The sequence below is a fragment of the Roseateles sp. FW301-B2 genome, assembly GCF_058788955.1.
Window position 1 is genome coordinate 112460 of the sequence record NZ_JBYTBE010000001.1, and the last position, 26752, is coordinate 139211.

Genomic DNA, 26752 nt, shown 5'->3' on the forward strand with positions numbered 1-26752 from the left:
GTGTTGGGGCAGGCCACCCGACGCGATGAACGACGACAGCTCTGCGTATGCCGCCTTTGCGGCCTTCGACTCTCTGGCCACGATGGTGGCCGTGGTGCGGCCCAACGGCGAATGCGAGTTCGCCAACGCCGCCTTCGAGACCGCGATGCGGCTGTCGCGCCGCGCGGTGCAGCGCAGCCAGCTGTTCGACTGGTTTGCCGACACCGCGCGCCTGCGCGAGGCCATGGACGGCGTGGCGCGCAATGCCTATTCCAGCAGCCGTTTCGATGCGCTCCTGCGCCGCGGCCCGCGCGTGCATGAGGACCTGCTACCCGTGCATGTGATCGTCAGCCAGACCGACGATCCGCAGCAGCTGCTGGTCGAGCTGATCGAGAACGCGCAGCAGACGCGCCAGGACCGCGATGAACGCAAGCTCGACCAGGTGCAGGCCACCAAGGAGCTGATACGCAATCTGGCGCACGAGATCAAGAACCCGCTGGGCGGCATACGCGGCGCGGCCCAGCTGCTGGCGCTGGAGCTGGAGCCCACCGACATGGGGCCCGAGCTGCAGGAGTACACCTCGGTCATCATCCACGAGGCCGACCGGTTGCAATCGCTGGTGGACCGCCTGCTGGCGCCGCACCGCTTTGCCCAGGTGGTGGGCGATGTGAACATCCACGAGGTCTGCGAGCGCGTGCGTTCGGTGATCCTGGCCGAGTACCCCAAGGGGCTCAGGCTGGTGCGCGACTACGACACCTCGCTGCCCGATTTCCGCGGCGACCGCGAGCAGCTGATCCAGGCGGTGCTCAACATCGTGCAGAACGCCGCCCAGGCGCTGCAGGCGCGCATCGCGGCCGGCGATGCGCAGATCACCCTGCGCACGCGCGTGGCCCGACAGGTCACGATTGGTAAGCAGCGCTGGCGCTTGGCACTGGAATTGCATATCGAAGATAACGGCCCTGGTGTGCCGGCCGAGATCCGTGACCGGATCTTCTTCCCCCTGGTCTCCGGCCGGGACGGCGGATCGGGTCTCGGGCTCACCTTGTCGCAGACGATCGTCCAACAACATCAAGGCATGATCGACTGCGACAGCGAACCAGGTCGGACCGACTTTCGAATTACCTTGCCTTTGCCCTGATGGGTACCCCGTCAGGCCTAGCGCGGAGCCCCTGAATGAAATCCATCTGGATTGTTGACGACGACCACTCGATCCGCTTTGTGCTGGAGAAGGCACTTGGCCGCGAGGGTCTGCCGACGCGCAGCTTCAGCAACGCGCGCGATCTGCTGGCCGCGCTCGAGGAGGACAGCCCGCAGGTGCTGGTGTCCGACATCCGCATGCCCGGCGGCTCGGGGCTGGATCTGCTCACCAAGGTGAAGGAAAAGCTGCCCGGCCTGCCCGTCATCATCATGACGGCCTACTCCGACCTGGACAGCGCCGTCTCGGCCTTCCAGGGCGGCGCCTTCGAATACCTGCCCAAGCCCTTCGACCTGGCGCGTGCGGTGGAGCTGATCCGCCGCGCCCAGGAGGAGAGCGTGCGCGAGGCGGTGGCCGAGGAGGCGGCCGCGCCGCTGCCCGAGATGCTGGGCCAAGCGCCGGCGATGCAGGACGTGTTCCGTGCCATCGGCCGCCTCAGCCAGAGCAATGTGACGGTGCTGATCACCGGCGAGTCGGGCAGCGGCAAGGAGCTGGTGGCGCGTGCCCTGCACAAGCACAGCCCGCGCGCCGAGGGCCCCTTCGTCGCCATCAATACCGCGGCGATCCCCAAGGACCTGCTGGAGTCCGAACTGTTCGGCCATGAGCGCGGCGCCTTCACCGGCGCGCAGGCGACGCGGCGCGGCCGCTTCGAGCAGGCCGAGGGCGGCACGCTCTTCCTCGACGAGATCGGCGACATGCCGCTGGACCTGCAGACGCGTTTGCTGCGCGTGCTCTCGGACGGCCAGTTCTACCGCGTGGGCGGCCACAGCCCGCAGCGCAGCAATGTGCGCGTGGTGGCGGCCACGCACCAGAACCTCGAGGCCCTGGTGCGCGACGGACGCTTCCGCGAGGATCTGTTCCACCGCCTCAACGTGATCCGCCTGCGCCTGCCGCCGCTGCGCGAGCGCCGCGAAGACATCCCGGTGCTGGCGCGCTACTTCCTGCAGCGCAGCGCCACCGAGCTGGGCGTGGAGGCCAAGCGCCTCACCGAGCCGGCGCTGGCGCGCCTGGTGGCCTTCGACTTCCCCGGCAATGTGCGTCAGCTCGAGAACATCTGCCACTGGCTCAGCGTGATGGCGCCCAGCCAGGTGGTGGAGGCCAAGGACCTGCCGCAGGAGTTGCTGGCCACCACGCCCGTGCCGGCAGCGAGCTCGGTGGCCACGGCGCATGCCGCGGAGCCCGCGTCCGGCGTCGCCGGTGCGGCTCTGCCGGTGATGCCGGCCGGCCCGCAGCCCGCCGGCACCGATGCCTGGGTGGCGGAGATGGCGCGCGAGGCGCGCCGCCTGCTGATCGCCGGCGAGCCGGACGTGTGGGACGTGCTGACGCGCCGTTTCGAGGCCAGCCTGATCCTCACCGCGCTGGACATCACGCGCGGCCGCCGCATCGAGGCGGCGCAGAAGCTGGGCATCGGCCGCAACACCATCACGCGCAAGATCCAGGAGCTGGACCTGGACGCCTGAGCGCGCGCATGAACGGCCCTAGGCGGGCAGCTTGTCCAGCCACACCGCCAGGCCCTGGGCGTTCAGTTCCACGTCCATGCTCAGCAGCTCGGCGCAGCGCGCCTCGGGCAGCTGGCAGCCATGGCGCCGCAGGCTGGCCAGGTATTGCTGCAGCAGCGCGGCCTTGAGGGCGGCGTGCCGATCCGGCGCCCGGCGCAGCGACAGCGCGGTATCGGCCATCGCCCGCACCGCCACCAGCAGCGCCTCGGCCAGCCTGGGCACGTCGGCGACGCGGCCGAAGTGGGTCAGGTACATGCACTCGGGCTGGTAGCTCAGCAGCCGCCGCACCGAGGCCTCGAGCGCCTCGGGCTCGAACTGCACCGGCGTGCTGGTGGGCAGCATCCAGGGGCCTTGCTCGGTATCGAACTCGCGGTAGGAGAGGCCGAAGGTGTCGCCGGTGAACCAGCCGCGGCTCTTCGCATCCCAGATGCAATGGTGGTGGCGCGCATGGCCGGGCGTGTCCAGCAGCAGCAGCGGGCGGCCCGCCAGCGCAATCTCCATGCCGTCGCTGCTGGCGCGCGCACGCGCCGCCGGCACGGCCACCAGCTCGCCATAGGAGCGCCGCATTTCCTCCTCGCCATAGACAGCCAGCGCGCCGGCCCACAAGGCGCTCGGGTCCAGCATGTGGCGCAGGCCGCGCGGGTGCACCAGGCAGACCGCCTGCGGCAGGGCCTGCATCAACAGGCCCACGCCACCGGCATGGTCCAGGTGCACATGGGTGGGGATGACATAGTCCACTGCCGTGCGCGGCAGGCCCAGCCGTTCCAGCGCCGCCAGCAGCAGCGGCACGCTGTGGTTGGTGCCGCTGTCCACGAAGGCGGCGCGGCCCTGTTCGACGATCAGGTAGGCGGCATCGAAATGCGCGCGCTGGAAAGCGGTGTCGATGGCGTAAATCCCATGGCCCAGGTCCTGCATCAGCATGCTCCTTAGAATCCCGCCACGATATCGCAAGGAAGTACCGATGGCCGTTCGTGAGATTCTCAAGATGGGCGATGCGCGCCTGCTGCGCGTGGCGAAACCGGTGCAGCAATTCGGCACGCCCGAGCTGGCGCAGCTGCTGCAGGACATGTTCGAGACCATGAAGGCCGCCAACGGCGCCGGCCTGGCCGCGCCGCAGATCGGCGTGGACCTGCAGGTGGTGGTGTTCGGCTTCCAGCACAACGAGCGCTACCCGGAGGCGCCGCCGGTGCCGATGACGGTGCTGATCAATCCGCTCATCACGCCGCTTTCGGACGAGATGGTGGAGGGCTGGGAGGGCTGCCTCTCGGTGCCGGGCCTGCGCGGCGTGGTGTCGCGGCATGCGCGCCTGCGCTACCAGGGCTTCGACGCAATGGGCGCGCCGATAGCGCGCGAGGCCGAAGGCTTCCATGCCCGCGTGGTGCAGCATGAATGCGACCACCTGATCGGCAAGCTCTATCCCATGCGCATGACGGATTTCAGCCGCTTCGGCTATACCGAGGTGCTGTTCCCCGGCGTCGATCCCCATGCCGATGATTGAGGCGGACGACTGAGTTCTTTTTTGTAAAGTGCGTCGTCCTGGGGCAGGTTTCGGGCGTTAAGCCGGGGCAGAGGAGATCGCTCATGGAAAGCGCAATACAAACATCCCCGGCCAAGCGCTGGTGGCAGCTGGCCCTGGCCTTGTTGCTGAGCCTGAGCCTGGGCTGCGCCTGGGCCGACCCGCCCGGCCGCGTCGCCCGCGTGTCGGAGCTGAGCGGCGAGGCCTGGCTGTTCGACACCGAGAGCAAGGAATGGCTGCAGCTCGGGCGCAATCACACCATCAGCGAGGGCGACCGCCTGCGCACCGACCCGGGCGCACGCATGGCCCTGCGCATCGGCTCCACCAGCCTGTGGGTGGACGAGCGCAGCGATATCGAATTCAGCCAGCTCGACGACGAGCGCGTCGAGTTGCGCGTGGACCAGGGCAGCCTGGCACTGCGCCTGCGCAATGCCGAGAGCGCCAACGAGACCCGGCTGCGCACCCGCGAGGGGCGCTTCATCTTCGAGCGCGAGGGCTTTTACCGCGTCGACCAACTCGACCGTGGCAGCCGCGCCCTGAACTGGCAGGGCCGCATGCGCTTCGAGGCGCGCGAGGGCGATGCCCAGCCGGTCTGGCTGGGGGCCAATGAGCAGGTCGAGTTCTGGTGGGCCAACGGCCCGCGCGCCGAGCGCCAGCGCTTCGACGTCGACGCCTTCACCGATTGGGCGCTGGCGCAGAGCCGCTCCGACGGCGAAGCCGTCAGCTACCGCTATGTCTCGCCCGAGATGACCGGCGCCGAGGACCTCGACCGTTATGGCCGCTGGGAGAACGCGCCCGACTATGGCCCGGTCTGGATCCCGGTGCAGGTGGCGCCCGACTGGGCCCCCTACCGCGATGGCCGCTGGGTCTGGTCGCGCCCCTGGGGCTGGACCTGGGTGGACGATGCCCCCTGGGGCTTTGCACCCTTCCACTATGGCCGCTGGGTGCATTACCGCGCGCGCTGGTGCTGGGTGCCGGGCCGCTATGTGGCACGCCCCGTGTACGCGCCGGCCCTGGTGGCCTGGGTGGGCGGCGGCTCGGTCAGCGTCGGCATCAGCATCGGCTCGCGCCACGACTATCCGCGCTATGGCTGGTTCCCGCTGGCGCCGCGCGAGGTCTACCGCCCCAGCTACCACCACAGCCCCGGCTATGTGCGTCGCCTCAATCCCGAGGCCGACCCGGTGACGGTGCTGAACCCCAATGGTTCGGTGAACAAGCCCGTCTATCGCAACCGCGATGTGGTGGGAGCCGTCAGCACGCTGACGCCGCAGCCCGGCGGCGTGCTGCGCCCGGCACCCTGGCGCGACGCGCAGGTGCCGCTGCGCCCGGTGCCGCAGGCGCCCGGCCGGCAGGAGCTGCCGCCACTGCCGGCGGCGACGCTGCCGGAGCGCCGCGGCCCGGTGTTCGACGCGCCGCGCCCCTCGCGCGACAACCGCCCGGACCGCAATGCTGGCGAAGCGCCGCGCTCCATCATCGAGCGTGAACAGCAGCGCGAGCAGCAACGTGAGCCTGTGCCGCGCGAACTGCCGCGGCGCGAGCCCGAGCGTGCCCGCGCACCCGAGCGTGGCCTGGAACGCGCCCCCGAGCGCAGCATCGAGCGCCCCAGCCCGGTGCAGGTGATGCCGCAGCCGGTGCCCCAGCCCGCACCGCAAACCCTGCCCCAGCGCGAGCCTGGTGCGCCGCGCTCGGCCATCGAGCGCGAGCAGCAACGTGAACAGCAGCGCGAGCCCATCATGCGTGAACCGGTGCGCATGCCCGAGCGTGCGATCGAGCGGCCGCAGGAACGGCCGCAAGAGCGGGCACCGGAGCGCCAGCCCGACCGCGGCGTGCCGATGCGCAGCGCCCAACCCGTGCCACCCGCGGCCCCGCCCGCCGCGCGCGCCGAGGAGCGCCCGCAGCGCAAGGCCGGCGACGAAGTGCCGCGCCGCCAGGACGGACGCCCGCAGCGCAACAACGATTGACGACCGGCTGCGCTACAGCAGGGGCTTGAGGGCGCGCCAGACGTTGTCCAGCATCAAGGGATGCGCCTTGGCGAGCGGGTGGATGCGGTCGGGCTGGAACCAGCCCTCCGCATCCGGCCGCTCCGCCACGCCGGCGAGCAGAAAGGGGGTGAGGGCGGTCTTCTCGTCCCGCGCCACCTGCTCGAACAGCTGCACGAACTCCTTGCCATAGGCCGCCCCGTAGTTGGGCGGCATCTGCATGCCCACCAGCAGCACCCTGGCGCCGGCGGCCTTGCCGGCCTGCACCATGGCGCGCAGGTTGTCGCGCGTCATCGCGAGCGGCAGGCCGCGCAGTGCGTCATTGCCGCCCAGCTCGATGATCAGGTGGCTGGGCGTTTGTGCCTTCAGCAGGCCGGGCAGGCGCGAGCGGCCGCCCGAACTGGTGTCGCCGCTGATGCTGGCGTTCACCACCTCGATGGCGAGGCGCTGTTCCTTCAACCTGGCCTCCAGCAGCGCCACCCAGCCGCTACCGCGCGCCAGGCCGTACTCTGCCGAGAGGCTGTCGCCCAGCACGACGATGCGGCGCGGCCCGCTGTGCTTGCCCCTGGCATCGGCGGCGCCGGCCAGGGGTGACCCGAGGCATGCCAGGCCAAGCAGGCTACATTGCGCTATCCAGTCTCTACGCCGCATTCCAGCCCGCCCTATGTCTGAATTCATCATCGAAGTCGATCGCGTCAGCAAGTCCGTGCAGGACGCCACCGGCGAGCTGACGATTCTGCACGACATCAGCTTTCATCTGCTGGCGCGTGAATCGGTCGCCATCGTCGGCGCCTCGGGCTCGGGCAAGAGCACCCTGCTGTCCATCCTGGCGGGCCTGGACAAGCCCAGCAGCGGCACGGTGCGGCTGCGCGGCCAGGACATGTTTGCGCTTGACGAAGACGCGCGCGCGGCCCTGCGCGGTGCGGAGCTGGGCTTTGTGTTCCAGAGCTTCCAGCTGCTGGCCAACCTGACCGCGCTGGAGAACGTGATGCTGCCCTTGGAGTTGCGCGGCGAGCGCGATGCCAAGGCCTTGGCGACGCAGATGCTGCAGCGCGTGGGCCTGGGCCAGCGCCTCGGCCATTACCCGCGCGTGCTCTCGGGCGGTGAGCAGCAGCGCGTGGCGCTGGCGCGTGCCTTCGTGGTGCGGCCGGCGCTGCTGCTGGCCGACGAGCCCACCGGCAGCCTGGACTTCGCCACCGGCGCCCAGGTGATGGCCTTGATGTTCGAACTCAACCGCGAGGCCGGGACCACCCTGGTGCTGGTGACCCACGACCAGGCCATCGCCGAGCGCTGCGACCGCCAGCTGCGCATCGAGGCGGGGCATCTGGTCGAGTCCCGGCTCACCGACATGGCCGTCTGAGCCGGGCTCAGAGGCCGCGTCGCGCGCGCTGGCGCAGCCGCCGCCCGCGCTCGAACATGATCACCGCCCACCAGCCCATGTAGACGGCCAGGTAGGCCAGCGCGCCCAGCAGCAGGCCGGCCAAGGGCAGGCCCACCAGCAGGGGCTTGCCCAGGCTGGCCAGCCACAGGCCCAGATCGCTGATCCAGCCGGCCGGATGCTGCCAGTCCAGGCTCAGCATCGGCGGCGCATGCACCGGGCTGGCCTCTTGCACCAGCAGCCCGCCGAGCCAGATCGCCAGGCTCCAGATCGGCACCAGGGTGAAGGGGTTGGTGAGCCAGGTGGCGGCAATCGCCGCCGCCACATTGGCGCGAAACAGGATGGCCACCGCGGCGGCCAGCAGCATCTGGGTGGGCAGCGGGATCACGCCCACCGCCAGGCCCAGGCCCACACCCCAGGCCACCCGGCGCCGATGCGCCACCCACAGCCAGGGCCGCGGCCGCAGGTAATGACCCAACCAGCGCAGCCCCTTGATGTTCTCCAGGGTCTCGGGCGTGGGCAGCAGGCGGCGGGCGAGGCGGGTTGCGGGCATGAGGCGCTAGATGGGGACGAAACATGAAAAAACCCGCGTTGCCAGACTCAGGCCTGGCGCTACGCGGGTTTTGATGCGAGGGGACTCAGCCCCTGTCCATCAGTTGGCGAACTTGTAGTCCGTTTTCGCCTTGGCCTTCAGGTCCTTCTGGAAGTCGCCCAGCTTTTGCTGGTTTAGACGTTGCAGGATCTGCGCCTTCACATCGTCGAAGGCCGGGAAGGTCGCTTCACGCGTGTCTTCCAGCTTGATGATGTGGTAGCCGAACTGGCTCTTCACCGGCTCCTGCGTCATCTCGCCCTTTTGCAGGGCGGTCAGGGCCTTGCTGAACTCGGGCACATAGGAGTTGGGGTTGGCGAAGTCGAGGTCGCCACCGTTGGCGGCCGAGCCGGGGTCCTTGGAGTTCTTGGTCGCCAGTTCCTCGAACTTGGCGCCGCCCTTGATCTGGGCGATCAGGGCCTTGGCGTCCTCTTCCTTTTCCACCAGGATGTGGCGGGCGCGGTATTCGGTGCCGGCGCTCTGGGCCTTGAACTTGTCGTACTCGGCCTTGGCATCGGCGTCGGTGACCGGGTTCTTCTTGCTGAAGTCGGCGAACAGTTCGCGGATCAGGATGCTCTGGCGCGCCAGTTCCATCTGCGCCTTGAAGTCGGCGCTGGCGGGGATGCCGCGCTTCTCGGCTTCCTGCATGAAGATTTCGCGCAGGACGATCTCGTCCTTCACTTGCGTTTCCATCTCCGGCGTGCGGGGCTGGCCGTTCTTGGTGATCTGGCCGATCAGCAGGTCGGCGCGTGCCTTGGGCACGGCCTTGCCATTCACCGTCGCGATGTTCTGGGCGCTGGCCGTGATGGGTGCGAACGCTGCAGACAGGGCCGCGATCGAGGCGGCGAGCACAATCTTCTTCATGGACATTGGGCCTTTCAACAGACTCCACCGGCGGGGCATCTACCGGGTTCAATACACAAAACAAAGCGCCGTGGCCGGCGCGGATTCAAGGCGAAATCTGTTCAGCGATCATCCGGGCTGCGGGCGTCGATCGCCAGCGCATGGATGCCCTGCTGCATCAGTTCAGCGAGGGAATCATATACGAGGCGATGGCGGGCGACCCGGTTAAGCCCGGTAAAGCCGGCCGCCACGATGCGCACCGTGTAATGGCCGCCCTCGCGCGCGCCGGCATGGCCGGCATGGCGGGCGCTGTCGTCCTCTACCTCCAGGCTACTGGGCGAGAGGCGCTCGCGCAGCCTCGACTCGATGTCGGTGACCGAGGCACGCGGGCTCATGGCGTCTCCTTGCCGTCGTTCTTGCTGCTGTCTTCGATGATGTGGCGGCCCATGTAGAGGCCCTGCGCCAGCGTGAACACCAGCATCAGGCCGGTGCTGCCGAAGACCTTGAAATTGGCCCAGCTGGAGGTCGAGAAGTTGTAGGCCACGTAGAGATTGAGCACGCCCATGGCGACGAAGAAGCCCACCCAGGCCAGGTTCAGGCGCGACCAGATGGCGGCGGGCATCTGGATCTCCTCGCCCAGCATGGACTTGAGCAGGTTCTTGCCCATCAGCTTGTCGCTCAGCAGGAACACCAGGGCCATGCCCCAGTACAGGCCGGTGGGCTTCCACTTGATGAAGGTCTCGTTATGGAACCAGATGGTGGCACCGCCCAGGGTCACCACCAGGCCCAGGCTGATCCACAGCATCAGGTCGATCTTCTTGCCGCGCAGCTTCAGGACCAGGGCCTGCAAGAGGGTCGCGGCCATCACCACCACGGTGGCCAGCAGCACCGGCGCCTCCTCGGGCCCGACCTTGCCGCCCGAGACCATGAAGCCGAAATGCTCGCTGGCGAAGAGGGCGGCCCAGTCCTTGTGGGATTCGGCGTACTTGAAGCTGCCGAAGAACAGCAGCAGGGGCAGGAAATCGAGCAGGAGCTTCATCTAGGGCCTGTTAACACTACGTTTGCCCGTGCGAACGGGGCCGGCAGGGCCCAGGTCTAGGCGGACGACGAAGCCCAGGCTCTCTGCCTGGGCGAGGAGTTCAACGACGAGATGGGCCCTGCCAGCCCCGTTCCCTTCGGGTTGCCACCAGAAAAGCCGTGCACGTCGTTGCAAAGCCTCGCCGGGGGAGCAGCCCCGGCTTCGGTTTGCGCCTAGTTCACGGCTTTTCTGGTGGCAACGCATCGGACAAACGTAGTGTTAGCAGGCCCTAGTCGCAATCAGGGCGCCTCGGGCCGGGTGGCTCAGGTCTTGGGGGCGAAGTCTAGCGCGGCCGAATTGATGCAGAAGCGCTCGCCGCTGGGTTCCGGCCCGTCGGGGAAGACATGGCCCAGGTGCGAGCCGCAGCGCTGGCAGCGCACCTCCACCCGCACCATGCCATGGCTTTTGTCCACCACGCGCTCCACCACCTCGCTGTTGATGGGCGCCCAGTAGCTGGGCCAGCCGCAGCCGGCGTCGAACTTGGTTGCCGGCTCGAACAGCGGCGTGCCGCAACCGACGCAGTTGTAGCGGCCCTGGCTGTCCCAATGGTCCCAGTACTTGCCGGTGAAGGCGCGCTCGGTGGCGGCGTGGCGGGCCACCTGGTACTGCATGGGGTCGAGCTGCTCGCGCCACTCGGCATCGGTCTTCTTGATGGGGTAGTCACTCATGATGAACAAGACACTTCCAGATGTTGCGCCCAGTCGGGCGGGAAGCCGGCGTCGCTGGCTTGCGCGGGTTCGTCGAAGGGCCGGCTCAAAACTTTCAGCAGGCGCTGCACTTCGCTGAAATCGCCCGCCTGGGCCTGGCGGATCGCGCCCTCGGCGAGATGGTTGCGCAGCACCACCGCGGGGTTGCGGGCCAGCATGGCGGCCTCGCGCTCGGCCGCCACGCTGCCCTCCTGGGCCAGCCTGGCCTGGTAGCACAGCGCCCAGGCGTCGAAGGCGGGGCGGTCCAGGAACAGGTCGCGCAGCGCCTCGGGCTGGGCGCCGTAGCGGCTCAGGCGGCGGTGCGCGATCGTGTAGTCCACCCGGGTGGCGGCCAGCAGCCGCAGCCAGTCGTCCACCAACTCGCGGTCGCCCTCCTGTGCGGTGGCCAGGCCCAGCTTGGCGCGCATGGCCCCGAGCAGGGCGCGCGGGAAGCGCTCGCGGTAGGGCTCCAATGCCTCCAGCAATTGCTCGCCGGCGGCCTCGCGCTCGGCCTCGCGTGCAGCCTCACGCGTAGCCTCGGGGTGGGCGGGCAGCAGCGGCAGCAGGGCCTGGGCCAGCGCATGCAGGTTCCAGAACGCCACATTGGGCTGGCGCGCATAGGCATAGCGGCCCTGGTGGTCGGAATGGTTGCAGACATGGCCCGGGTCGAAGCCGTCCAGGAAGCCGAACGGGCCGTAGTCGATCGTCAGGCCCAGCATCGACATATTGTCGGTATTCATCACCCCATGGCAGAAGCCCACCGCCTGCCATTGCGCCAGCAGCTCGGCGGTCTGCCCGGCCACGCGCGCCAGCAGCGCCACCACCGGCTGGGGCGCGTCCAGGCATTCGGGCGCATGCTCGGCGATGAAATGCTCGGCCAGGCGGCGCAGCGCGGCATGCTGGCCATGGTGGGCGAAATGCTCGAAGTGGCCGAAGCGCAGAAAGCTGGGCGCGACGCGCGTGACCACCGCCGCGGTCTCGATGCTCTCGCGCCGCACCGGCAGGGCTGAGCCGGTGACGCACAGCGCGCGGGTGGTCGGGATGCCCAGCGCGGCCATCGCCTCGGAGCAGAGGAATTCGCGGATCGAGGAGCGCAGCACCGCCCGGCCATCGCCCATGCGGGAGTAGGGCGTCAGACCCGCGCCCTTGAGCTGCAGCTCCAGGCCGCCCTGTGGCGTGGCCAGCTCGCCCAGCCAGAGCGCGCGCCCATCGCCCAGCTGGCCGGCCCATTGGCCGAACTGGTGGCCGCTGTAGACGCTTGCCAGGGTCTGCATGCCGGGCCACAGCGCGTTGCCGCTGAAGACCTGCAGGGCCTGAAGACTCGGCTGCGAGGCCCAGTCGGCGCCCAGGCCCAGCAGCTCGGCACAGGCCGGGCTCTGCGCCACCCAATGCGGGTCGGGCAGACCCTGGGCGGGCAGCTCGGTGTAGAACTCGGGGCCCAGGCGGGCAAAGCGGTTGGGCCAGTCAGCATGCATGATGGCCGGCAGTGTAGACAGGCGCCCGCCAAGCCGTCGGGCGGGCGCGCAATGCCCCTGTCAGTGCAGCCGGAACACCGCCACCACCTCGGTCATGCGCCCGGCCTGCTGCTGCAGGCTGTCGGCCGCCGCCGCGGCCTGTTCGACCAGGGCGGCGTTCTGCTGCGTCACCTGGTCGAGCTGGGTCACCGCATCGCCCACCTGGGCAATGCCCTGGCTCTGCTCGGCGCTGGCGGCGCTGATCTCGGCGATCAGGTCGGAGACGCGCTTCACCTGGCTCACGATCTCGGCCATGGTGCGGCCGGCATTACCGGCCAGGGTGCTGCCGATCTCGACCTTGTCGACGCTGTCGCCGATCAGCGTCTTGATCTCGCGCGCCGCCTGCGCGCTGCGCTGCGCCAGCGTGCGCACCTCGCCGGCCACCACCGCGAAGCCGCGGCCCTGCTCGCCGGCGCGCGCCGCCTCCACCGCGGCGTTCAGCGCCAGGATATTGGTCTGGAAGGCGATGCCGTCGATGGTGCCGATGATGTCGGAGATCTTGCGCGAGGCGGCGCTGATCTGCTCCATCGTCGCCACCACCTCGTTCACCGCCGTGCCGCCCTGGGCTGCCACGGCCGAGGCGCTGGCGGCCAGCTGGGTGGCGGCGCGCGCGGTGTCGGCGTTCTGCTTCACGGTGGCGGTGAGTTGCTCCATCGAGGCCGCGGTGTGCTGCAGATTGCTGGCCTGCTCCTCGGTGCGCTGGCTCAGGTCGGCGTTGCCGCGCGCGATCTCGGCGCTGCCGGTGGCGATCGAGTCGCTGCCCTCGCGTACCTGGGCCACGATGTCGACCAGCCCGTCGTTCATGCGCTTGAGCGCCGCCAGCAGCTGGCCGGTTTCGTTCGTGCCCGCGGCGCTGATATGGGTGCGCAGATCGCCGGCCGCCACCGCCTCGGCCAGCTTCACGGCCTGGGCCAGCGGGGTGACGATGGAGCGCACCAGGGCCCAGGCGATCAGCATGCCGGCCGCCACGATCAGCAGCGCACCGATGGCGCCCATCCACAGCAGGCCGCTGCGCGCCGCCACCGCGGCCTGCTCGGCCTTGCTGGCCTTGTCGGCCTGCATCTGCACGAAGCGCTCGATCGCGCCCAGATAGCTGCGCACCGCCGGCCCGTATTCCTCCTGCACCACCTTGGCGGCGCCGGCGCTGTCGCCGGCCGCGCCGAGTTCGCGCGCCTTCTTGCTGGCGGCCAGCAGGCTGCCGCCAAAGCCGACGATCTGCTTCAGCTGGGTCTGGTCCTCGGGCGTCTGCGCCTCCTTGGTGATCTCCTCGCGCAGCTTCACCACGCGCGGCGTGTCGGTGGCCATGGCTTCCTTGAAGAGCTCGCCCACCGCGGGGTCCTTGCTCACCGCGGCGGCCATGCTGCGCGCCACCGCGGTCTCGGTCATGCCCTGCCACTTGACCGACTTGCGTATCAGCGTCTGCGCCTGTTCGATCGCCGCGCTGGCCTGGCGCTCGATGGCCTGGGCGCGGAACAGGGTGAAACCACCGATGGCCAGCATCGCGGCCAGCAGCAGCGCGATGGCGCCGGTGAGCTTGCGGGCCAGGCCCAGGTTGTTCAGGTTCATGGCGAATCCTCTTGGCGGGCGATGCACCGATTCTGAGCATGGGGCGGGAATCTGCCAACTGCTGGTGCAGGGGCTGTCGCAAGCCGGGGCAGTGTTTACGCTAGGTGCTCTTGCGCAACCTGTGTAACGAGGGTGACTATCGAGCTAGGGGACGCGCCCTAAACTGGATTGAACCAAGAAATACAGGAGACCGTAGATGGCCTTGATGGGACAGATGATGTCCATGCCCTTGCTGATTTCTTCACTGATCCAGCATGCGGCGCGGCATTCGGGCGATACCGAGATCGTCAGCAAGCGGGTCGAGGGCGATCTGCACCGCTACAACTGGCGCGAGGCCGAGTTGCGCTCGCGCAAGCTGGCCCAGGCCTTTGCCCGTCTGGGCCTGCAGGCCGGCGAGCGCGTCGGCACCCTGGCCTGGAACGGCTACCGCCATCTGGAGATCTACTACGGCAGCTCGGGCTCGCAGCTGGTCTGCCACACCATCAACCCGCGTCTCTTCCCCGAGCAGATCGCCTGGATCGCGAATGATGCGCAGGACCGCGCCCTGTGCTTCGACCTCAACTTCCTGCCCCTGGTCGAGAAGCTGGCCGAGCACCTGCCGCAGATCAAGCACTATGTGCTGATGACGGACCGTGCCCACATGCCGGCCGCCAGCACGCTGCCCAATCTGCTCTGCTACGAGGAGCTGCTGGAGGCCGAGGACGGCCGCTATGCCTGGCCCAGCTTCGACGAGAACACCGCCTCCAGCATCTGCTACACCTCGGGCACGACCGGCAACCCCAAGGGCGCCGTCTACAGCCACCGCTCCAGCGTGCTGCATGCCTATGGCTCGGCCCTGCCGGATGCGATGGACTGCTCGGCCAAGGACGTGATCCTGCCGGTGGTGCCGATGTTCCACGTCAACGCCTGGGGCCTGCCCTACAGCAGCGCCATCGTCGGCTGCAAGCTGGTGTTCCCCGGCCCGCACCTGGACGGCAAGTCGCTTTACGAGCTGTTCGAGACCGAGAAGGTCAGCTTCAGCGCCGGCGTGCCCACCGTCTGGCTGGGCCTGCTGACCTATGTGGCCAGCAACAAGCTCAGCTTCAGCACCTTCAAGCGCACCGTGATCGGCGGCTCGGCCTGCCCGCCGGCGATGCTCAAGACCTTGATGGACGACTATGGCGTGGAGGTGATCCATGCCTGGGGCATGACCGAGCTGTCGCCGCTGGGCACGCTCTCCAAGCTCACCGCCAAGCAGCTGGCCCTGCCGCCCGAGCAACAGCGCCGCATCCTGGAAAAGCAGGGCAAGGTGATCTACGGCATCGACATGGCCGTGATCGACGACGAGGGTCAGGCCTTGCCCTGGGATGGTGCCAGCGCCGGCAACCTGGTGGTGCGCGGCCCCTGGGTCATCAACACCTATTTCCTGCAGGACGGCTCGCCGCTGGTACCCGTGCATGCCGCCGACGGCAGCTCGATGGGCGAGTGGTTCCCCACCGGCGACGTGGCCACCATCGATGCCGATGGCTTCATGCAGATCACCGACCGCAGCAAGGACGTGATCAAGTCCGGCGGCGAATGGATCAGCTCGATCGACCTGGAGAACATCGCCATGGCCCACCCGGCCGTGCACGAGGCCGCCGTGATCGCCTGCCGCCATCCCAAGTGGGACGAGCGCCCGCTGCTGGTGGCGGTGAAGAAGCCCGGGGCGGAACTCACACGCGAGGAGTTGCTGGCCTTCTACGAGGGCCGCATCGCCAAGTGGCAGATTCCCGACGACGTGGCCTTCGTCACCGAGCTGCCGCACACTGCCACCGGCAAGCTGCAGAAGCTCAAGCTGCGCGAGCAGTTCAAGGGCTACAAGCTGCCCACGGCCTGATCACGAGGCAAGACCTGACACCGCGGCCGCTCGAGCCGGCGGGTCGGGTCTTGGCACGACGCCGGTTTTTTCTGTAACGCACGCCTTATACAACCCAAGGAGACAACGATGCACAGAGCCCAACGAACCGCCACCCTGGCAACCCTTGCCGCCGCAGCGCTGCTCAGCTGCGCCGGCCTGGCCCATGCCCAGAAGGGCGAGACGGTGAAGATTGCCTGGATCGATCCGCTCTCCGGCCTGATGGGCCCGGTGGGTCAGAACCAGGTCAAGAGCTTCCAGTTCTTCGCCGAGAAGTTCAACAAGACCAACCCCGCCGGCGTGAAGTTCGAGATCGTGCCGATCGACAACAAGCTGAGCCCGGCGGAATCGCTGAACGCGCTGAAGTCAGCCATCGACCAGGGCGTGCGCTATGTCACCCAGGGCAATGGCTCGGGCGTGGCGCTGGCCCTGGTGGACGCGATCAACAAGCACAACGAGCGCAACCCCGGCAAGGAAATCCTGTTCCTGAACCATTCGGCGGTCGATCCCGACCTGACCAACAGCAAGTGCAGCTACTGGCACTTCCGCATGGACGCTGACACCTCCATGAAGATGGAGGCCATCACGACCTTCCTGAAGGACCAGAGCGACGTCAAGAAGGTGTTCCTGCTGAACCAGAACTACGCGCACGGCCACCAGGTCGCCAAGTACGCCAAGGAACTGCTGGCGCGCAAGCGTCCGGACATCCAGATCGTCGGCGAAGACCTGCACCCGATCGCCCAGGTGCGCGACTTCGCGCCCTATGTGGCCAAGATCAAGGCCAGCGGCGCCGACACCGTGATCACCGGCAACTGGGGCTCGGACCTGGCGCTGCTCATCAAGGCCGCCAACGAGTCGGGCTTCAACGGCAAGTTCTACACCTATTACGCCGGCGTCACCGGCACGCCCACGGCGATTGGCGCCAGCGGTGCGGGCCGCGTCTACCAGGTGGCCTACAACCACAACAGCATGGGCGGCCAGATGGGCAAGTGGGCCGACGAGTTCAAGGCCAAGTTCAACGACGACTTCTACACCGGCAGCGTGATCCATATCTACAGCGCGCTGGGCGATGCCATGGCCAAGGCCAAGTCCACCGACCCGCTCAAGGTGGCGGCGGCGCTGGAAGGGCTGAAGTTCAAGAGCTTCAACGGCGATGTGGAAATGCGCAAGACCGACCACCAGCTGCAGCAGCCGCTCTACATCTCGGTGTGGCAGAAGGTCGATGCCAAGCATACGTACAGCCCGGAGAACACCGGCTATACCTTTGCCGAGGTGAAGACCTACGAGCCCTATGTGTCCAGCACGCCCACCTCTTGCCAGATGAAGCGCCCTTGAGCACCGTCTGATTCGAGCCGGCTGCGCGGGGGCATCGTGACGATGGCCCCGCTTCTTGAGACGCACCGACTTCGCGAGAACCCGTGGACCAAATCCTCATCAATCTGCTGAACGGCCTGTCCTCCGGGCTGCTGCTGTTCATGCTCAGCTCCGGCCTCACGCTGATCTTCAGCATGATGGGGGTGCTGAACTTTGCCCATGCCAGCTTCTACATGCTGGGGGCCTACTTCGCCTACACCCTGGTGGGCGTGATCGGCTTCTGGCCGGCGCTGTTGGCGGCGCCGCTGCTGGTGGGCCTGGTGGGCGCGGGCTTCGAGCGCATGGCGCTGCGGCGCGTGCACAAGTTCGGTCATGTGCCCGAGCTGCTCATCACCTTCGGCCTGTCCTATGTGGTGCTGGAGCTGGTGCAGCTGGTGTGGGGCCGCACGGCGGTGCCGTTCACGCCGCCGCCCTCGCTGCAGGGGCCGGCCTTCACCATCGTGCAGCATCCGCTGCAGGGTCTCAGCCTGGCGCTGGGCGAGGCGCCGCTGGCGCTGTGCTCGGCGGCGGGGGCGGCCTGTTCCAAGTTCCCGCTCACGCGCGCCTTCATGATGCTGGTGGCGCTGGGCATGCTGCTGGCGCTGTGGCTGCTGCTCACGCGCACCCGCATCGGCCTGGTGATACAGGCGGCGCTGACGCATCCCGAGATGGTCGAGGCGCTGGGCCACAACGTGCCGCGCGTGCTGATGCTGGTGTTCGGCAGCGGCTGCGCGCTGGCCGCGCTGGCCGGCGTGATCGGCGGCTTCACCTTCGTCACCGAGCCCTCGATGGCGGTGATCGTCGGCTCCATCATCTTCGTGGTGGTGGTGGTGGGCGGCGTGGGTTCGCTGGCCGGCGCCTTCGTCGGCTCGATCCTGATCGGCCTGCTGCAGACCCTGCCGCTGACGGTGGACGGCTCGCTCATCACCCTGCTCAACAGCCTGGGCATCGCGGCCGGCCCGCAGACCTTCGGCTACCCCATTCTGAGGCTCAGCCTGGCGCAGGTGGCGCCGATTCTTCCCTATCTGCTGATGGTGCTGATCCTGATCTTCCGCCCCAAGGGCCTGCTCGGCACGCGCGAGGACTGACATGTTGGCCCCCACGTTCACTTCGTTCACTGCCCCCCAAGGGGGCGCAGGCCTCCCTTGGGGCGGCCCGGCGGGAGCCCTGTCATGAACCACGTTCGCGCCAGTTCCTCCCATTACCACTTCAAACCCTACAACGTCGGCCGCTGGTTCATCTGGGGCATCTATGCCCTGGTGCTGCTGGTTGCGCCGCTGCTGTGGACCAGCAGCCTGGCGCAGACCATGCTGTCGCAGATCGGCATCGCCATCATTGCCTGCCTGGCCTACAACCTGCTGCTGGGGCAGGGCGGCATGCTCAGCTTCGGCCATGCGGTCTACAGCGGGCTGGGCTCCTTCCTCGCCATGCACACGCTGAATGCCGTGTCGGCCGGCCAGCTGGGCCTGCCGGTGAGCCTGGTGCCGCTGGTGGGCGGGCTGGCGGGGCTGGGCTTCGCGGCCCTGTTCGGCTATGTCTCGACCAAGAAGTCGGGCACGCCCTTCGCGATGATCACGCTGGGCCTGGGCGAGCTGATCTGGTCGATGTCGCTGATGCTGCCGGAGTTCTTCGGCGGCGAGGGCGGGGTCTCGGGCAACCGCGTGATCGGCAAGGCGGTGCTGGGCATCAGCTTCGGCCCGCAGATCCAGGTCTATTACCTGATCGCGGTCTACGCCTTCATCTGCACCGCGCTGCTGTTCGCGCTCACCCGCACGCCGCTGGGCCGCATGCTCAACGCGGTGCGCGACAACCCCGAGCGCGTCGAGTTCATCGGCTACGACACCCAGTGGGTGCGCTTCATGGCCTTCATGATCTCGGGCTTCTTCGCCGGCATTGCCGGCGGTCTGGGGGCGCTGAACTTCGAGATCGTCACCGCCGAGGTGGTGGGGGCGCTGCGCTCGGGCTCCTATTTGTTGTTCACCTTCCTGGGCGGCGCCACCTTCTTCTTCGGCCCCATCATCGGTGCGGTGCTGATGGTGTTGGCCGGGGTGCTGCTGTCCGAGCTGACCTCGGCCTGGCTGCTCTACCTGGGCCTGATCTTCCTCTTCATGGTGATGTATGCGCCGGGCGGCTTTGCCGCCCTGATCATGATGAATCTGCGCGTTGCCGCCTTCGGCAAGCTGCGCAAACTCTGGACCAGCTACCTGGCCCTGGCCGGCACCGGCCTGACCCTGCTGGCCGGCGCCGCGGTGATGGTGGAGATGCTCTATCACCTCCAGCTGAACGCCGCGCTGGGCCCGCAGATGCGCTTTGCCGGCATGGCCCTGAACGCCGGCGGCGTGGACGCCTGGTTCGGCGCCGGCTTCGTGCTGCTGACCGGGCTGGCCCTGTTCGAGCTGGCGCGCCGCCAGTTCAAGCAGGAGTGGGACCTGGTGCAAGAGGAAATCGAGAAAGAGATCAAACGCAGGGAGACGCTGTGAGCGAATACGCCCTCGAACTGCGCAATGTGCGCAAGAGCTTCGGCAAGAGCGAGATCATCCGCGGCGCCGAGCTGGCGGTGAAGCCCGGCGAGCGCGTGGCGGTGATCGGCCCCAACGGTGCCGGCAAGTCCACGCTCTTCAACCTCATCAGCGGGCGCTTCCACCCGAGCAGCGGCGACATCCTGCTGCACGGCGAGCGCATCAACGACCTCAAGCCCTACGAGATCAACCGCCGCGGGCTCTCGCGCAGCTTCCAGGTCTCCAATCTGTTCACGCGCCTCTCGGTGTTCGAGAACATCCGCTGCGCGGTGCTGTGGAGCATGGGCTACAAGTACGCGTTCTGGAAATTCCTGGCCGAGCTCGACGATGCCAACGACCGCGCCGAAGAGGTGCTGGAGATGATCAAGCTCGACAAGCGCCGCGACGTGCTGGCGATGAACCTCACCTATGCCGAGGCGCGCGCGCTGGAGATCGGGATCACCATCGCCGGCGGCTCCAGCGTGATCCTGCTGGACGAGCCCACCGCGGGCATGAGCAAGAGCGAGACCAAGCGCTTCATCCAGCTGATACGTGAGGTCACCGAGGGCAAGACCCTGCTGACCGTGGAGCACGACATGGGCGTGGTGTTCGGCCTGGCCGACAAGATTGCGGTGCTGGTCTATGGCGAGGTGATCGCCTTCGACACGCCCGACGCGGTGCGCGCCAATGCGCGCGTGCAGGAGGCCTATCTGGGCTCGGTGCTGGCGGAGGTGCACGCATGAGCCAAGGTCGCCTGCTCAAACTCGACAACCTGCACGCCTTCTACGGCAAGAGCCATGTGCTGCATGGCGTCAGCATGGAGGTGCAGCCGGGCGAGATCGTCAGCCTGCTGGGCCGCAACGGCTCGGGCCGCTCCACCACCGCCAAGACCATCATGGGCCAGGTGGACGGCACCGGCTCGGTGAAGTTCGGCGAACGTGAGCTGCTGGGCCGTAAGGCCTACGAGATCGCGCACGAGGGTATCGGCTATGTGCCCGAGAACCGCGACATCTTTCCCAAGCTCACCGTGCACCAGAACCTCTTGCTGGGCCAGAAGAGCGGCGCCAAGAAGGCGCGCTGGGGCTTCGACGACATGTACCAGATGTTCCCGCGCCTGAAGGAGCGCCAGCACACCGAGGCCGGCGTGCTCTCGGGCGGCGAGCAGCAGATGCTGACGCTGTGCCGCACCCTGATGGGCGACCCGGACCTGATCATGATCGACGAGCCCACCGAGGGCCTGGCGCCCAAGATCGTCGAGCTGGTGGCCGAGTACCTGAAGGAGCTGAAGCGCCGCGGCATCGCCGTGCTGCTGGTGGAGCAGAAGCTGGCGATCGCGCTGGAGATCTCCGAGCGCTGCTATGTGATGGGCCATGGCCGCATCGTCTTCGAGGGCACGCCCGCCGAGCTGCGCGCCAACAGCTATATCCGCAAGGAGTGGTTGGAGGTGTAGTTCTAGCCGCGTCGCCGACGCCAGAGCTTCTCGATCTCCACCGCCAGGAACACCAGGCCGGCCAGGCCGAAGCAGGCGAAGAGCTCGCCGGCGCTGAGCGCCTGGGTGCGGAAGATGGGCTGCAGCCAGGGCACATAGACGGTGGCCAGCTGCAGCACCAGCGTCAGCAGCACCGCGCCAAGCAGCGGCAGGTTGCTCGTCAGACCCTGCGTGAAGAGCGATTCGCGCTCCGAGCGGATCGCCAGCAGATGCGCCATCTGCGCCAGCGTCAGCAGCGTGAACACCATGGTCTGGCCATGCGCGTTGCCCGCCGAGTCTGCTGCCTGGGGGTGCAGGCCCAGCGACCAGGCCTGCACGCCCAGGCACAGGCCGCCGATCAGCAGGCCCACCCAGAGCGCGTGCTGCCACAGACCATGGGCGAACACGCTCTCCTGCGGCGGCCGCGGCGGGCGGCGCATCACGCCGCGTTCGGCCGGTTCGGTGGCCAGCGCCAGGCCCGGCAGGCCGTCGGTGACCAGGTTGACCCAGAGGATGTGGATGGGCAGCAGCGGGATCGGCAGGCCCAGCAGGGGCGCCAGGAACAGCAGCCAGATCTCGCCCGAATTGCCGGTCAGCGCATAGCGGATGAACTTGCGGATGTTGTCGAAGATGCGCCGGCCCTCGCGCACCGCGCCGACGATGGTGGCGAAGTTGTCGTCCAGCAGCACCAGGGCGGAGGCCTCGCGCGCCACGTCGGTGCCGCCGCGGCCCATCGCCACGCCGATGTCGGCGCTGCGCAGCGCCGGCGCGTCGTTCACGCCGTCGCCGGTCATGGCCACATACTGGCCGGCGGCCTGCAGGGCCTGCACGATGCGGATCTTCTGCGCCGGGTCCATGCGCGCATAGACCGAGACGCGCTGCACCGCGGCGGCCAGGCCGGCCTCGTCCAGCCGCGCCAGCTCGGCCCCGCTGAGCACGCCGCCGCTGGCGTCCAGCCCCAGGTCGCGCGCGATCGCCAGGGCCGTGGCCGGATGGTCGCCGGTGATCATCACCGGCCGGATGCCGGCGCCCAAGCATTCGGCCACGGCGGCGCGCGCCTCGGGGCGCGGCGGGTCGATCAGGCCCACCAGGCCCAGCAGGGTCAGGTCTTGCTCGAAGGCATCGGCCGCCACCGCCACCACCTCGGCCTTGCCCTGCTTGCGCGCCACCGCCAGCACGCGCAGGCCCTGGGCCGCCCAGGCCTGCGCGGTGGCCAGCGCCTCGGCCCGCTCGGGCCCGGCGGCGCAGCGCGGCAGCAGCGACTCGGGCGCGCCCTTCACATAGGCGACCCAGCCCGCGCCGGCCTGATGCAGGGTGCTCATGCGCTTGCGCTCGGCATCGAAGGGCCATTCGTGCCGGCGCGGGCTGGCCAGCTGCAGCGCGGCCACGTCCAGGCCGGCCTCGGCGGCGGCCTGCAGCAGGGCGGTCTCGGTGGGGTCGCCCAGCCAGCCGTCTGCTGCCGGTACCGCGTCGTTGCACAGCACCAGGGCCTGCCAAAACACGTTGGTGTTGGCGTCGGCCTCGGTGTGCCAGCTGCGCTGCTCGCGCAGCTGCATGCGGTTGAGGGTGAGGGTGCCGGTCTTGTCGGAGCAGATCACCGACACCGAGCCCAGCGTCTCGACGCTGGGCAGGCGCCGCACCAGCGCGTTCACCGTGACGAGGCGGCGCGCGCCCAGCGCCAGCAGCACCGTCACCACCGCCGGCAGCGCCTCGGGGATGGCCGCCACCGCCAGGCTGATGGCGGTCAGCGCCATCAGCAGCAGGGGCTCGCCGCGCAGCACGCCGATCGCGAACACCAGCGCGCAGATCGCCAGCACCACCACCGAGAGCCGCTTGCCGAAGGCCGCCAGGCGCAGCTGCAGCGGCGTGGCGCGGCTGGCCGCGCCGTTCAGCAGGCCGGCCACCTGGCCCAGCTCGGTGTGCGCGCCGGTGGCCACCACCAGGCCGGCGCCGCGCCCATGCGTGACCAGCGTGCCCTTGTAGGCCATGTTGATGCGATCGCCCAGGGCGCTCACTTCCAGCGGCAGGTGCTGGTGCGTCTTCTCCACCGTGACCGATTCGCCGGTCAGCGCCGACTCGTCCACCCGCATCTGCGCCACCTCGTGCAGGCGCAGGTCGGCGGGCACCAGATTGCCGGCCTCCAGCAGCACCACGTCGCCGGGCACCAGGTGCTCGGTGGCCACCACATGGCGCTGGCCGCCGGCGCGCATCACGGTGGCGCGCGGCGCCGCCATGCGCTGCAGCGCGCTGAGCGCCTGGTCGGCGCGCCATTCCTGCCAGAAGCCGATGGCGGCGTTGAGCAGCACGATCAGCAGGATCACCAGGGTGTCGGCCAGATCGCCGATCAGGCCCGACAGCAGGGCCGCGGCCAGCAGCACCAGGATCATGAAGTCGCGGAACTGGTCCGCGAGGCGCGCCCAGACCGGGCGCGGCGGCGCCTCGGGCAGGCGGTTCGGGCCATGGGCCTGCTGGCGCGCCAGCACCTCGTCGGCGGCCAGGCCTTCGTCCAGGCGCACGCCCAGCTGGCGCGCCAGGGCCTGGCTGTCGATGCTGTGGGGGGCGGGGTGCAGGGGCGTCATGCCGCCAGTATCCCTGCGCGCCGCAGGCATGGTCGGCTGGCTACTGTATTTATAATCAGTGGGATGAGTCCGCCCGCCCTGAGTCGCAGCCACCGCAGCCGCCTGATGCAGGTCTGGCGTTCGGCCGGCTGGCCCTGCAAGGACGCGCTCGAGATCGATCTGCTGGCGGCCGGCATGCTGGATCTGCACCTCGCCGCGGACGGGCGCGAGACCCTGCGCCTGAGCCCGGCCGGCATCCAGTGGCTGGCCGAGGCGCGCCAGCAGAACGTCAGGGCGCTGAGCGGTCACGACCGGCTGGCGCAGAAGTTCGCCGAGCAGCTGATGGCGGGCGGCCGCATCGTCTGGCGCGAGCTCTCGCTGCGCGCCCAGGTCGAGACCGAGGCGCCGGCCGAGCTGCCACCGGCCTTGCGCGAGGCGGTGCCGTTGTGGGACGAGCCGGCCCCCGCGCGCGCGGCCCGGCATGTCTGGCGCATGGCGCGGCCCGATCTGTTCTCGGTGCGCAACACCTCGGTGGAGGCCTATCTGCAGCCACTGGTGCACGAGGTCAAGTTCAGCCGCGCCGATCTGCTCGCCGACCTGCGCCATGCCGCCAAGCGCCAGGCCTATCAATGGCTGTGCAGCGAGGTCTATTACGTGTTCCCGGCCGGCGTGGCCAAGCCGGTGGAGATCCCCGCGCAGTTTGGCGTCTGGGTGCTGCATGGCACGCTGGAGGAGGGCAGCTTCGAACTGCTGCGTCCGGCCCAGCATCAGCCCTGCAAGCTGCCGTTTGCGGTCTGGCTGGCGCTGGCCAAGGCCGTGCCGCTGCGCAGCGAGACGGATGCGCCGCAGGCCGCGCTGGCCGCGCCGGGCGACGACGCGCAGGCCGCCGCTTGAGCACCGCGCCCGCCGTCTACAGCGTCGCGGTGCGTGAGCTCTGCGAGTTCACCGCCAAGCAGGGCGACCTGGACCTGCGCTTCACGCCGGCGCCCAGCGCGCTGGAGGGCATGGCCGGCCATGTCACCGTGGCCGCGCGGCGTGGTGCCGGCGGCAAGACCGAATACAGAGCCGAGGTGGGCTTGAGCGGCAGCTACAAGCAAACGCTGCAGGTGCGCGGCCGCGCGGACGGCTACGACCCGGTGCGCCAGCGCCTGGAGGAGGTCAAGACCTACAAGGGCCGGCTCGAGACCCAGCCGGCCTCGCACCGCGCGCTGCACTGGGCGCAGGCGCGCATCTACGGCCATCTGCTGTGCCAGCAGGAGGGGCTGGCGGCGCTGGAGCTGGCCCTGGTGTATTTCAATGTCGGCAACCAGCAGGAGACGCTGTTCACCGAGACCCGCAGCGCCGCCGAGCTGCAGGCGCATTTCGAGCTGCATGGCGAGCGCTTCCTGGCCTGGGCGCAGCAGCAACTGGCGCAGCGCAGCGAGCGCGATGCGGCGCTGCAGCGCCTGAGCTTTCCCTTCGGCGAGTTCCGCCAGGGCCAGCGGCCGCTGGCCGAAGCGGTCTACAAGGCGGCGCTGAACCAGCGCTGCCTGCTGGCCCAGGCGCCCACCGGCATCGGCAAGACCCTGGGCACGCTGTTCCCGCTGCTGAAGGCGGCGCCGGCGAAAGCGCTGGACAAGATCTTCTTCCTGGCCGCCAAGAGTTCGGGCCGCCAGCTCGCGCTGGATGGCCTGCAACGGCTGGCGCCGCTGCCGCTGCGCGTGCTGGAGCTGGTGGCGCGCGAGAAGGCCTGCGAGCATCCCGACAAGGCCTGCCATGGCGAGTCCTGCCCGCTGGCCCAGGGCTTTTACGACCGCCTGCCGGCAGCACGTACCGCCGCCGCGCAGGAGCACCAGCTCGGCCAGGCGAAGTTGCGCGAGCTGGCGCTGGCGCACCAGGTCTGCCCCTATTACCTGAGCCAGGAGCTGGTGCGCTGGGTCGACGTGGTGGTGGGCGACTACAACTACTTCTTCGACGTCAGCGCCTTGCTGCACGGCCTGACGCAGGCCAACCAGTGGCGCGTGGCCCTGCTGGTGGACGAGGCCCACAACCTGGTGGAGCGCGGCCGCAAGATGTACAGCGCCGAACTCCTGCCCGAGACGCTGGCGCAGGCGCGGCGTTCGCCCGCGGCGCGCAAGCACGCGCCGCTGAAGAAGGCGCTGGGCAAGCTGCAGCGTGCCGGCGCGGCCCTGGCCAAGGCGCAGGCCGAGGCCTACCAGGTGCACGAGGCGCTGCCCGAGGCGCTGCTTGTGCCACTTCAGCTGTGCAGCGCCGCCATCGGCGAGCATTTCGCCGAGCACCCCGCCGAGCCCGATGCGGCGCTGCAGGCCTTTTATTTCGAGGCCCTGCATTTCCTGCGCATGGCCGAGCAACTGGGCAGCCATTCGATCGTCGACAGCAGCCGGGAGGAGGGCGGCGCCGGCCTCTGCTGGTGCCTGCGCAATGTGCTGCCGGCGCCCTTTCTGCGCCCGCGCCTGGAGGCGGCGCTGAGCAGCACCCTGTTCTCCGCCACCCTGCAGCCGGCCGACTACTACGCCAAGCTCCTCGGCCTGCCCGAGCAGCATCTGCAGATCGAGGTGGGCTCGCCCTTTGCGGCCGAGCAGCTGCGGGTCAGCGTGGCGCGCGGCATCTCCACCCGTTATGCGCACCGCCAGGCCTCGCTGCGCCCGATGGCCGAGCTGATGGCGCGCCAGTACGCGGCGCGCCCCGGCAACTACATCGCCTTCTTTAGCAGCTACGCCTATCTGGAGCAGCTGGCCGAGGTGCTGGCGGCGCAGCAGCCGCAGCTGCCGGTGTGGGCGCAGTCGCGGCGCATGGGCGAGGCCGAGCAGAAGCAGTTCCTGGCCCGCTTCACCGAGCACAGCGCCGGGCTGGCGCTGGCGGTGCTGGGCGGCGCCTTCTCCGAGGGCATCGACCTGCCCGGCGCGCGCCTGATCGGCGCCTTTGTCGCCACCCTGGGCCTGCCCCAGATCAACCCGGTCAACGAGCAGATCCGTACGCGCATGCAGCAGCTGTTCGGCGCCGGCTACGACTACACCTACCTCTACCCGGGCCTGCAGAAGGTGGTGCAGGCGGCCGGGCGGGTGATACGCACGACCGAGGACGAGGGCGTGCTGCACCTGATCGACGATCGCTATGCGCGCGCCGAGGTGCAGGCCTTGCTGCCGCGTTGGTGGTCATTGCGGGCCGGCTAGGCGG

The 26752-nt window shown here is 69.0% G+C and carries 23 protein-coding genes; 13 read left to right on the forward strand and 10 right to left on the reverse strand.

Translation table 11 applies throughout. From position 1 onward, the window contains the following. Positions 1-25: 25 nt before the first annotated feature. Both glnL and ntrC read left to right on the forward strand, forming a co-directional pair. On the forward strand, positions 26-1117 hold the full coding sequence (gene glnL / locus AC3WQY_RS00490) for a nitrogen regulation protein NR(II) (RefSeq protein WP_285233025.1): 1092 nt from the start codon (positions 26-28) through the stop codon (positions 1115-1117). 35 nt (positions 1118-1152) lie between these two features. Further along, complete coding sequence (gene ntrC, locus AC3WQY_RS00495) at positions 1153-2634, forward strand: nitrogen regulation protein NR(I) (RefSeq protein WP_492704930.1); 1482 nt, start codon at positions 1153-1155, stop codon at positions 2632-2634. Positions 2635-2652: 18 nt separating this feature from the next. On the opposite strand, the gene AC3WQY_RS00500 is transcribed toward ntrC, so the two are convergent. Continuing rightward, positions 2653-3594: an MBL fold metallo-hydrolase gene (locus tag AC3WQY_RS00500; RefSeq protein ID WP_492704932.1), complete on the reverse strand. Its 942-nt coding sequence runs from the start codon at positions 3592-3594 to the stop codon at positions 2653-2655. A gap of 40 nt (positions 3595-3634) precedes the next feature. Between AC3WQY_RS00500 and def the strand changes: the two genes are divergently transcribed. Further along, positions 3635-4171, forward strand: a complete 537-nt coding sequence (gene def / locus AC3WQY_RS00505) for a peptide deformylase (protein ID WP_285233021.1) — start codon at positions 3635-3637, stop codon at positions 4169-4171. Positions 4172-4254: 83 nt separating this feature from the next. Beyond that, positions 4255-6150 carry a DUF6600 domain-containing protein gene (locus AC3WQY_RS00510; protein WP_492704934.1) on the forward strand — a complete coding sequence of 632 codons (1896 nt, stop codon included), beginning with the start codon at positions 4255-4257 and terminating at the stop codon, positions 6148-6150. Positions 6151-6162: 12 nt separating this feature from the next. Here the strand turns inward: AC3WQY_RS00510 and AC3WQY_RS00515 are convergent, their stop codons facing one another. Then, positions 6163-6819 carry an arylesterase gene (locus tag AC3WQY_RS00515; RefSeq protein ID WP_492704936.1) on the reverse strand — a complete coding sequence of 219 codons (657 nt, stop codon included), beginning with the start codon at positions 6817-6819 and terminating at the stop codon, positions 6163-6165. A 13-nt stretch (positions 6820-6832) separates the two neighbouring features. On the opposite strand from AC3WQY_RS00515, the gene AC3WQY_RS00520 reads away from it, so the two are divergent. Further along, positions 6833-7528 (forward strand): ABC transporter ATP-binding protein, encoded by a 696-nt coding sequence (locus tag AC3WQY_RS00520; RefSeq protein WP_285233018.1) that lies wholly within the window; start codon positions 6833-6835, stop codon positions 7526-7528. Between the two features lie 7 nt (positions 7529-7535). On the opposite strand, the gene AC3WQY_RS00525 is transcribed toward AC3WQY_RS00520, so the two are convergent. From AC3WQY_RS00525 to AC3WQY_RS00555, 7 genes are all read right to left on the reverse strand, one after another. Continuing rightward, positions 7536-8099, reverse strand: coding sequence for a DUF2062 domain-containing protein (locus tag AC3WQY_RS00525; protein WP_285233017.1), 564 nt, complete (start codon positions 8097-8099; stop codon positions 7536-7538). Positions 8100-8198: 99 nt separating this feature from the next. Then, a complete protein-coding gene (locus AC3WQY_RS00530) occupies positions 8199-8999 on the reverse strand; it encodes a peptidylprolyl isomerase (RefSeq protein ID WP_492704938.1) in 801 nt (266 codons plus the stop codon). Between the two features lie 101 nt (positions 9000-9100). Next, positions 9101-9373, reverse strand: coding sequence for a BolA family protein (locus AC3WQY_RS00535; protein ID WP_492704940.1), 273 nt, complete (start codon positions 9371-9373; stop codon positions 9101-9103). After that, entirely contained in the window at positions 9370-10017 is a 648-nt protein-coding gene (locus AC3WQY_RS00540; RefSeq protein WP_285233014.1) for a septation protein A, read from the reverse strand. The genes AC3WQY_RS00535 and AC3WQY_RS00540 overlap by 4 nt, the downstream gene beginning before the upstream one ends. Positions 10018-10319: 302 nt before the next feature. Further along, positions 10320-10724, reverse strand: coding sequence for a peptide-methionine (R)-S-oxide reductase MsrB (gene msrB, locus AC3WQY_RS00545; RefSeq protein ID WP_492704942.1), 405 nt, complete (start codon positions 10722-10724; stop codon positions 10320-10322). Next, the gene (locus AC3WQY_RS00550) at positions 10721-12217 is read right to left on the reverse strand and encodes a protein adenylyltransferase SelO (RefSeq protein WP_492704944.1); all 1497 of its coding nucleotides are present in this window, start codon (positions 12215-12217) and stop codon (positions 10721-10723) included. Before AC3WQY_RS00550 ends, msrB begins: the two co-directional genes overlap by 4 nt. 60 nt (positions 12218-12277) lie before the next feature. Continuing rightward, positions 12278-13822 carry a methyl-accepting chemotaxis protein gene (locus AC3WQY_RS00555; protein WP_492704946.1) on the reverse strand — a complete coding sequence of 515 codons (1545 nt, stop codon included), beginning with the start codon at positions 13820-13822 and terminating at the stop codon, positions 12278-12280. 196 nt (positions 13823-14018) lie between these two features. Between AC3WQY_RS00555 and AC3WQY_RS00560 the strand changes: the two genes are divergently transcribed. From AC3WQY_RS00560 to AC3WQY_RS00585, 6 genes are all read left to right on the forward strand, one after another. Then, positions 14019-15680, forward strand: a complete 1662-nt coding sequence (locus AC3WQY_RS00560; RefSeq protein WP_492704948.1) for a 3-(methylthio)propionyl-CoA ligase — start codon at positions 14019-14021, stop codon at positions 15678-15680. A gap of 108 nt (positions 15681-15788) precedes the next feature. Next, a complete protein-coding gene (locus tag AC3WQY_RS00565; protein WP_492704950.1) occupies positions 15789-17033 on the forward strand; it encodes a branched-chain amino acid ABC transporter substrate-binding protein in 1245 nt (414 codons plus the stop codon). A 140-nt stretch (positions 17034-17173) separates the two neighbouring features. After that, positions 17174-18139 (forward strand): branched-chain amino acid ABC transporter permease, encoded by a 966-nt coding sequence (locus AC3WQY_RS00570; RefSeq protein ID WP_425334709.1) that lies wholly within the window; start codon positions 17174-17176, stop codon positions 18137-18139. Positions 18140-18223: 84 nt separating this feature from the next. Further along, positions 18224-19531: a branched-chain amino acid ABC transporter permease gene (locus AC3WQY_RS00575; protein ID WP_492704952.1), complete on the forward strand. Its 1308-nt coding sequence runs from the start codon at positions 18224-18226 to the stop codon at positions 19529-19531. After that, positions 19528-20292, forward strand: coding sequence for an ABC transporter ATP-binding protein (locus tag AC3WQY_RS00580; protein WP_492704955.1), 765 nt, complete (start codon positions 19528-19530; stop codon positions 20290-20292). Before AC3WQY_RS00575 ends, AC3WQY_RS00580 begins: the two co-directional genes overlap by 4 nt. 11 nt (positions 20293-20303) lie before the next feature. After that, the gene (locus AC3WQY_RS00585) at positions 20304-20999 is read left to right on the forward strand and encodes an ABC transporter ATP-binding protein (protein WP_492705376.1); all 696 of its coding nucleotides are present in this window, start codon (positions 20304-20306) and stop codon (positions 20997-20999) included. 2 nt (positions 21000-21001) lie between these two features. On the opposite strand, the gene AC3WQY_RS00590 is transcribed toward AC3WQY_RS00585, so the two are convergent. After that, on the reverse strand, positions 21002-23596 hold the full coding sequence (locus tag AC3WQY_RS00590; RefSeq protein ID WP_492704958.1) for a cation-translocating P-type ATPase: 2595 nt from the start codon (positions 23594-23596) through the stop codon (positions 21002-21004). A 63-nt stretch (positions 23597-23659) separates the two neighbouring features. Between AC3WQY_RS00590 and AC3WQY_RS00595 the strand changes: the two genes are divergently transcribed. After that, a complete protein-coding gene (locus AC3WQY_RS00595; RefSeq protein ID WP_492704962.1) occupies positions 23660-24469 on the forward strand; it encodes a hypothetical protein in 810 nt (269 codons plus the stop codon). Next, positions 24466-26748 (forward strand): ATP-dependent DNA helicase, encoded by a 2283-nt coding sequence (locus tag AC3WQY_RS00600; RefSeq protein WP_492704966.1) that lies wholly within the window; start codon positions 24466-24468, stop codon positions 26746-26748. The genes AC3WQY_RS00595 and AC3WQY_RS00600 overlap by 4 nt, the downstream gene beginning before the upstream one ends. Positions 26749-26752: the final 4 nt, after the last annotated feature.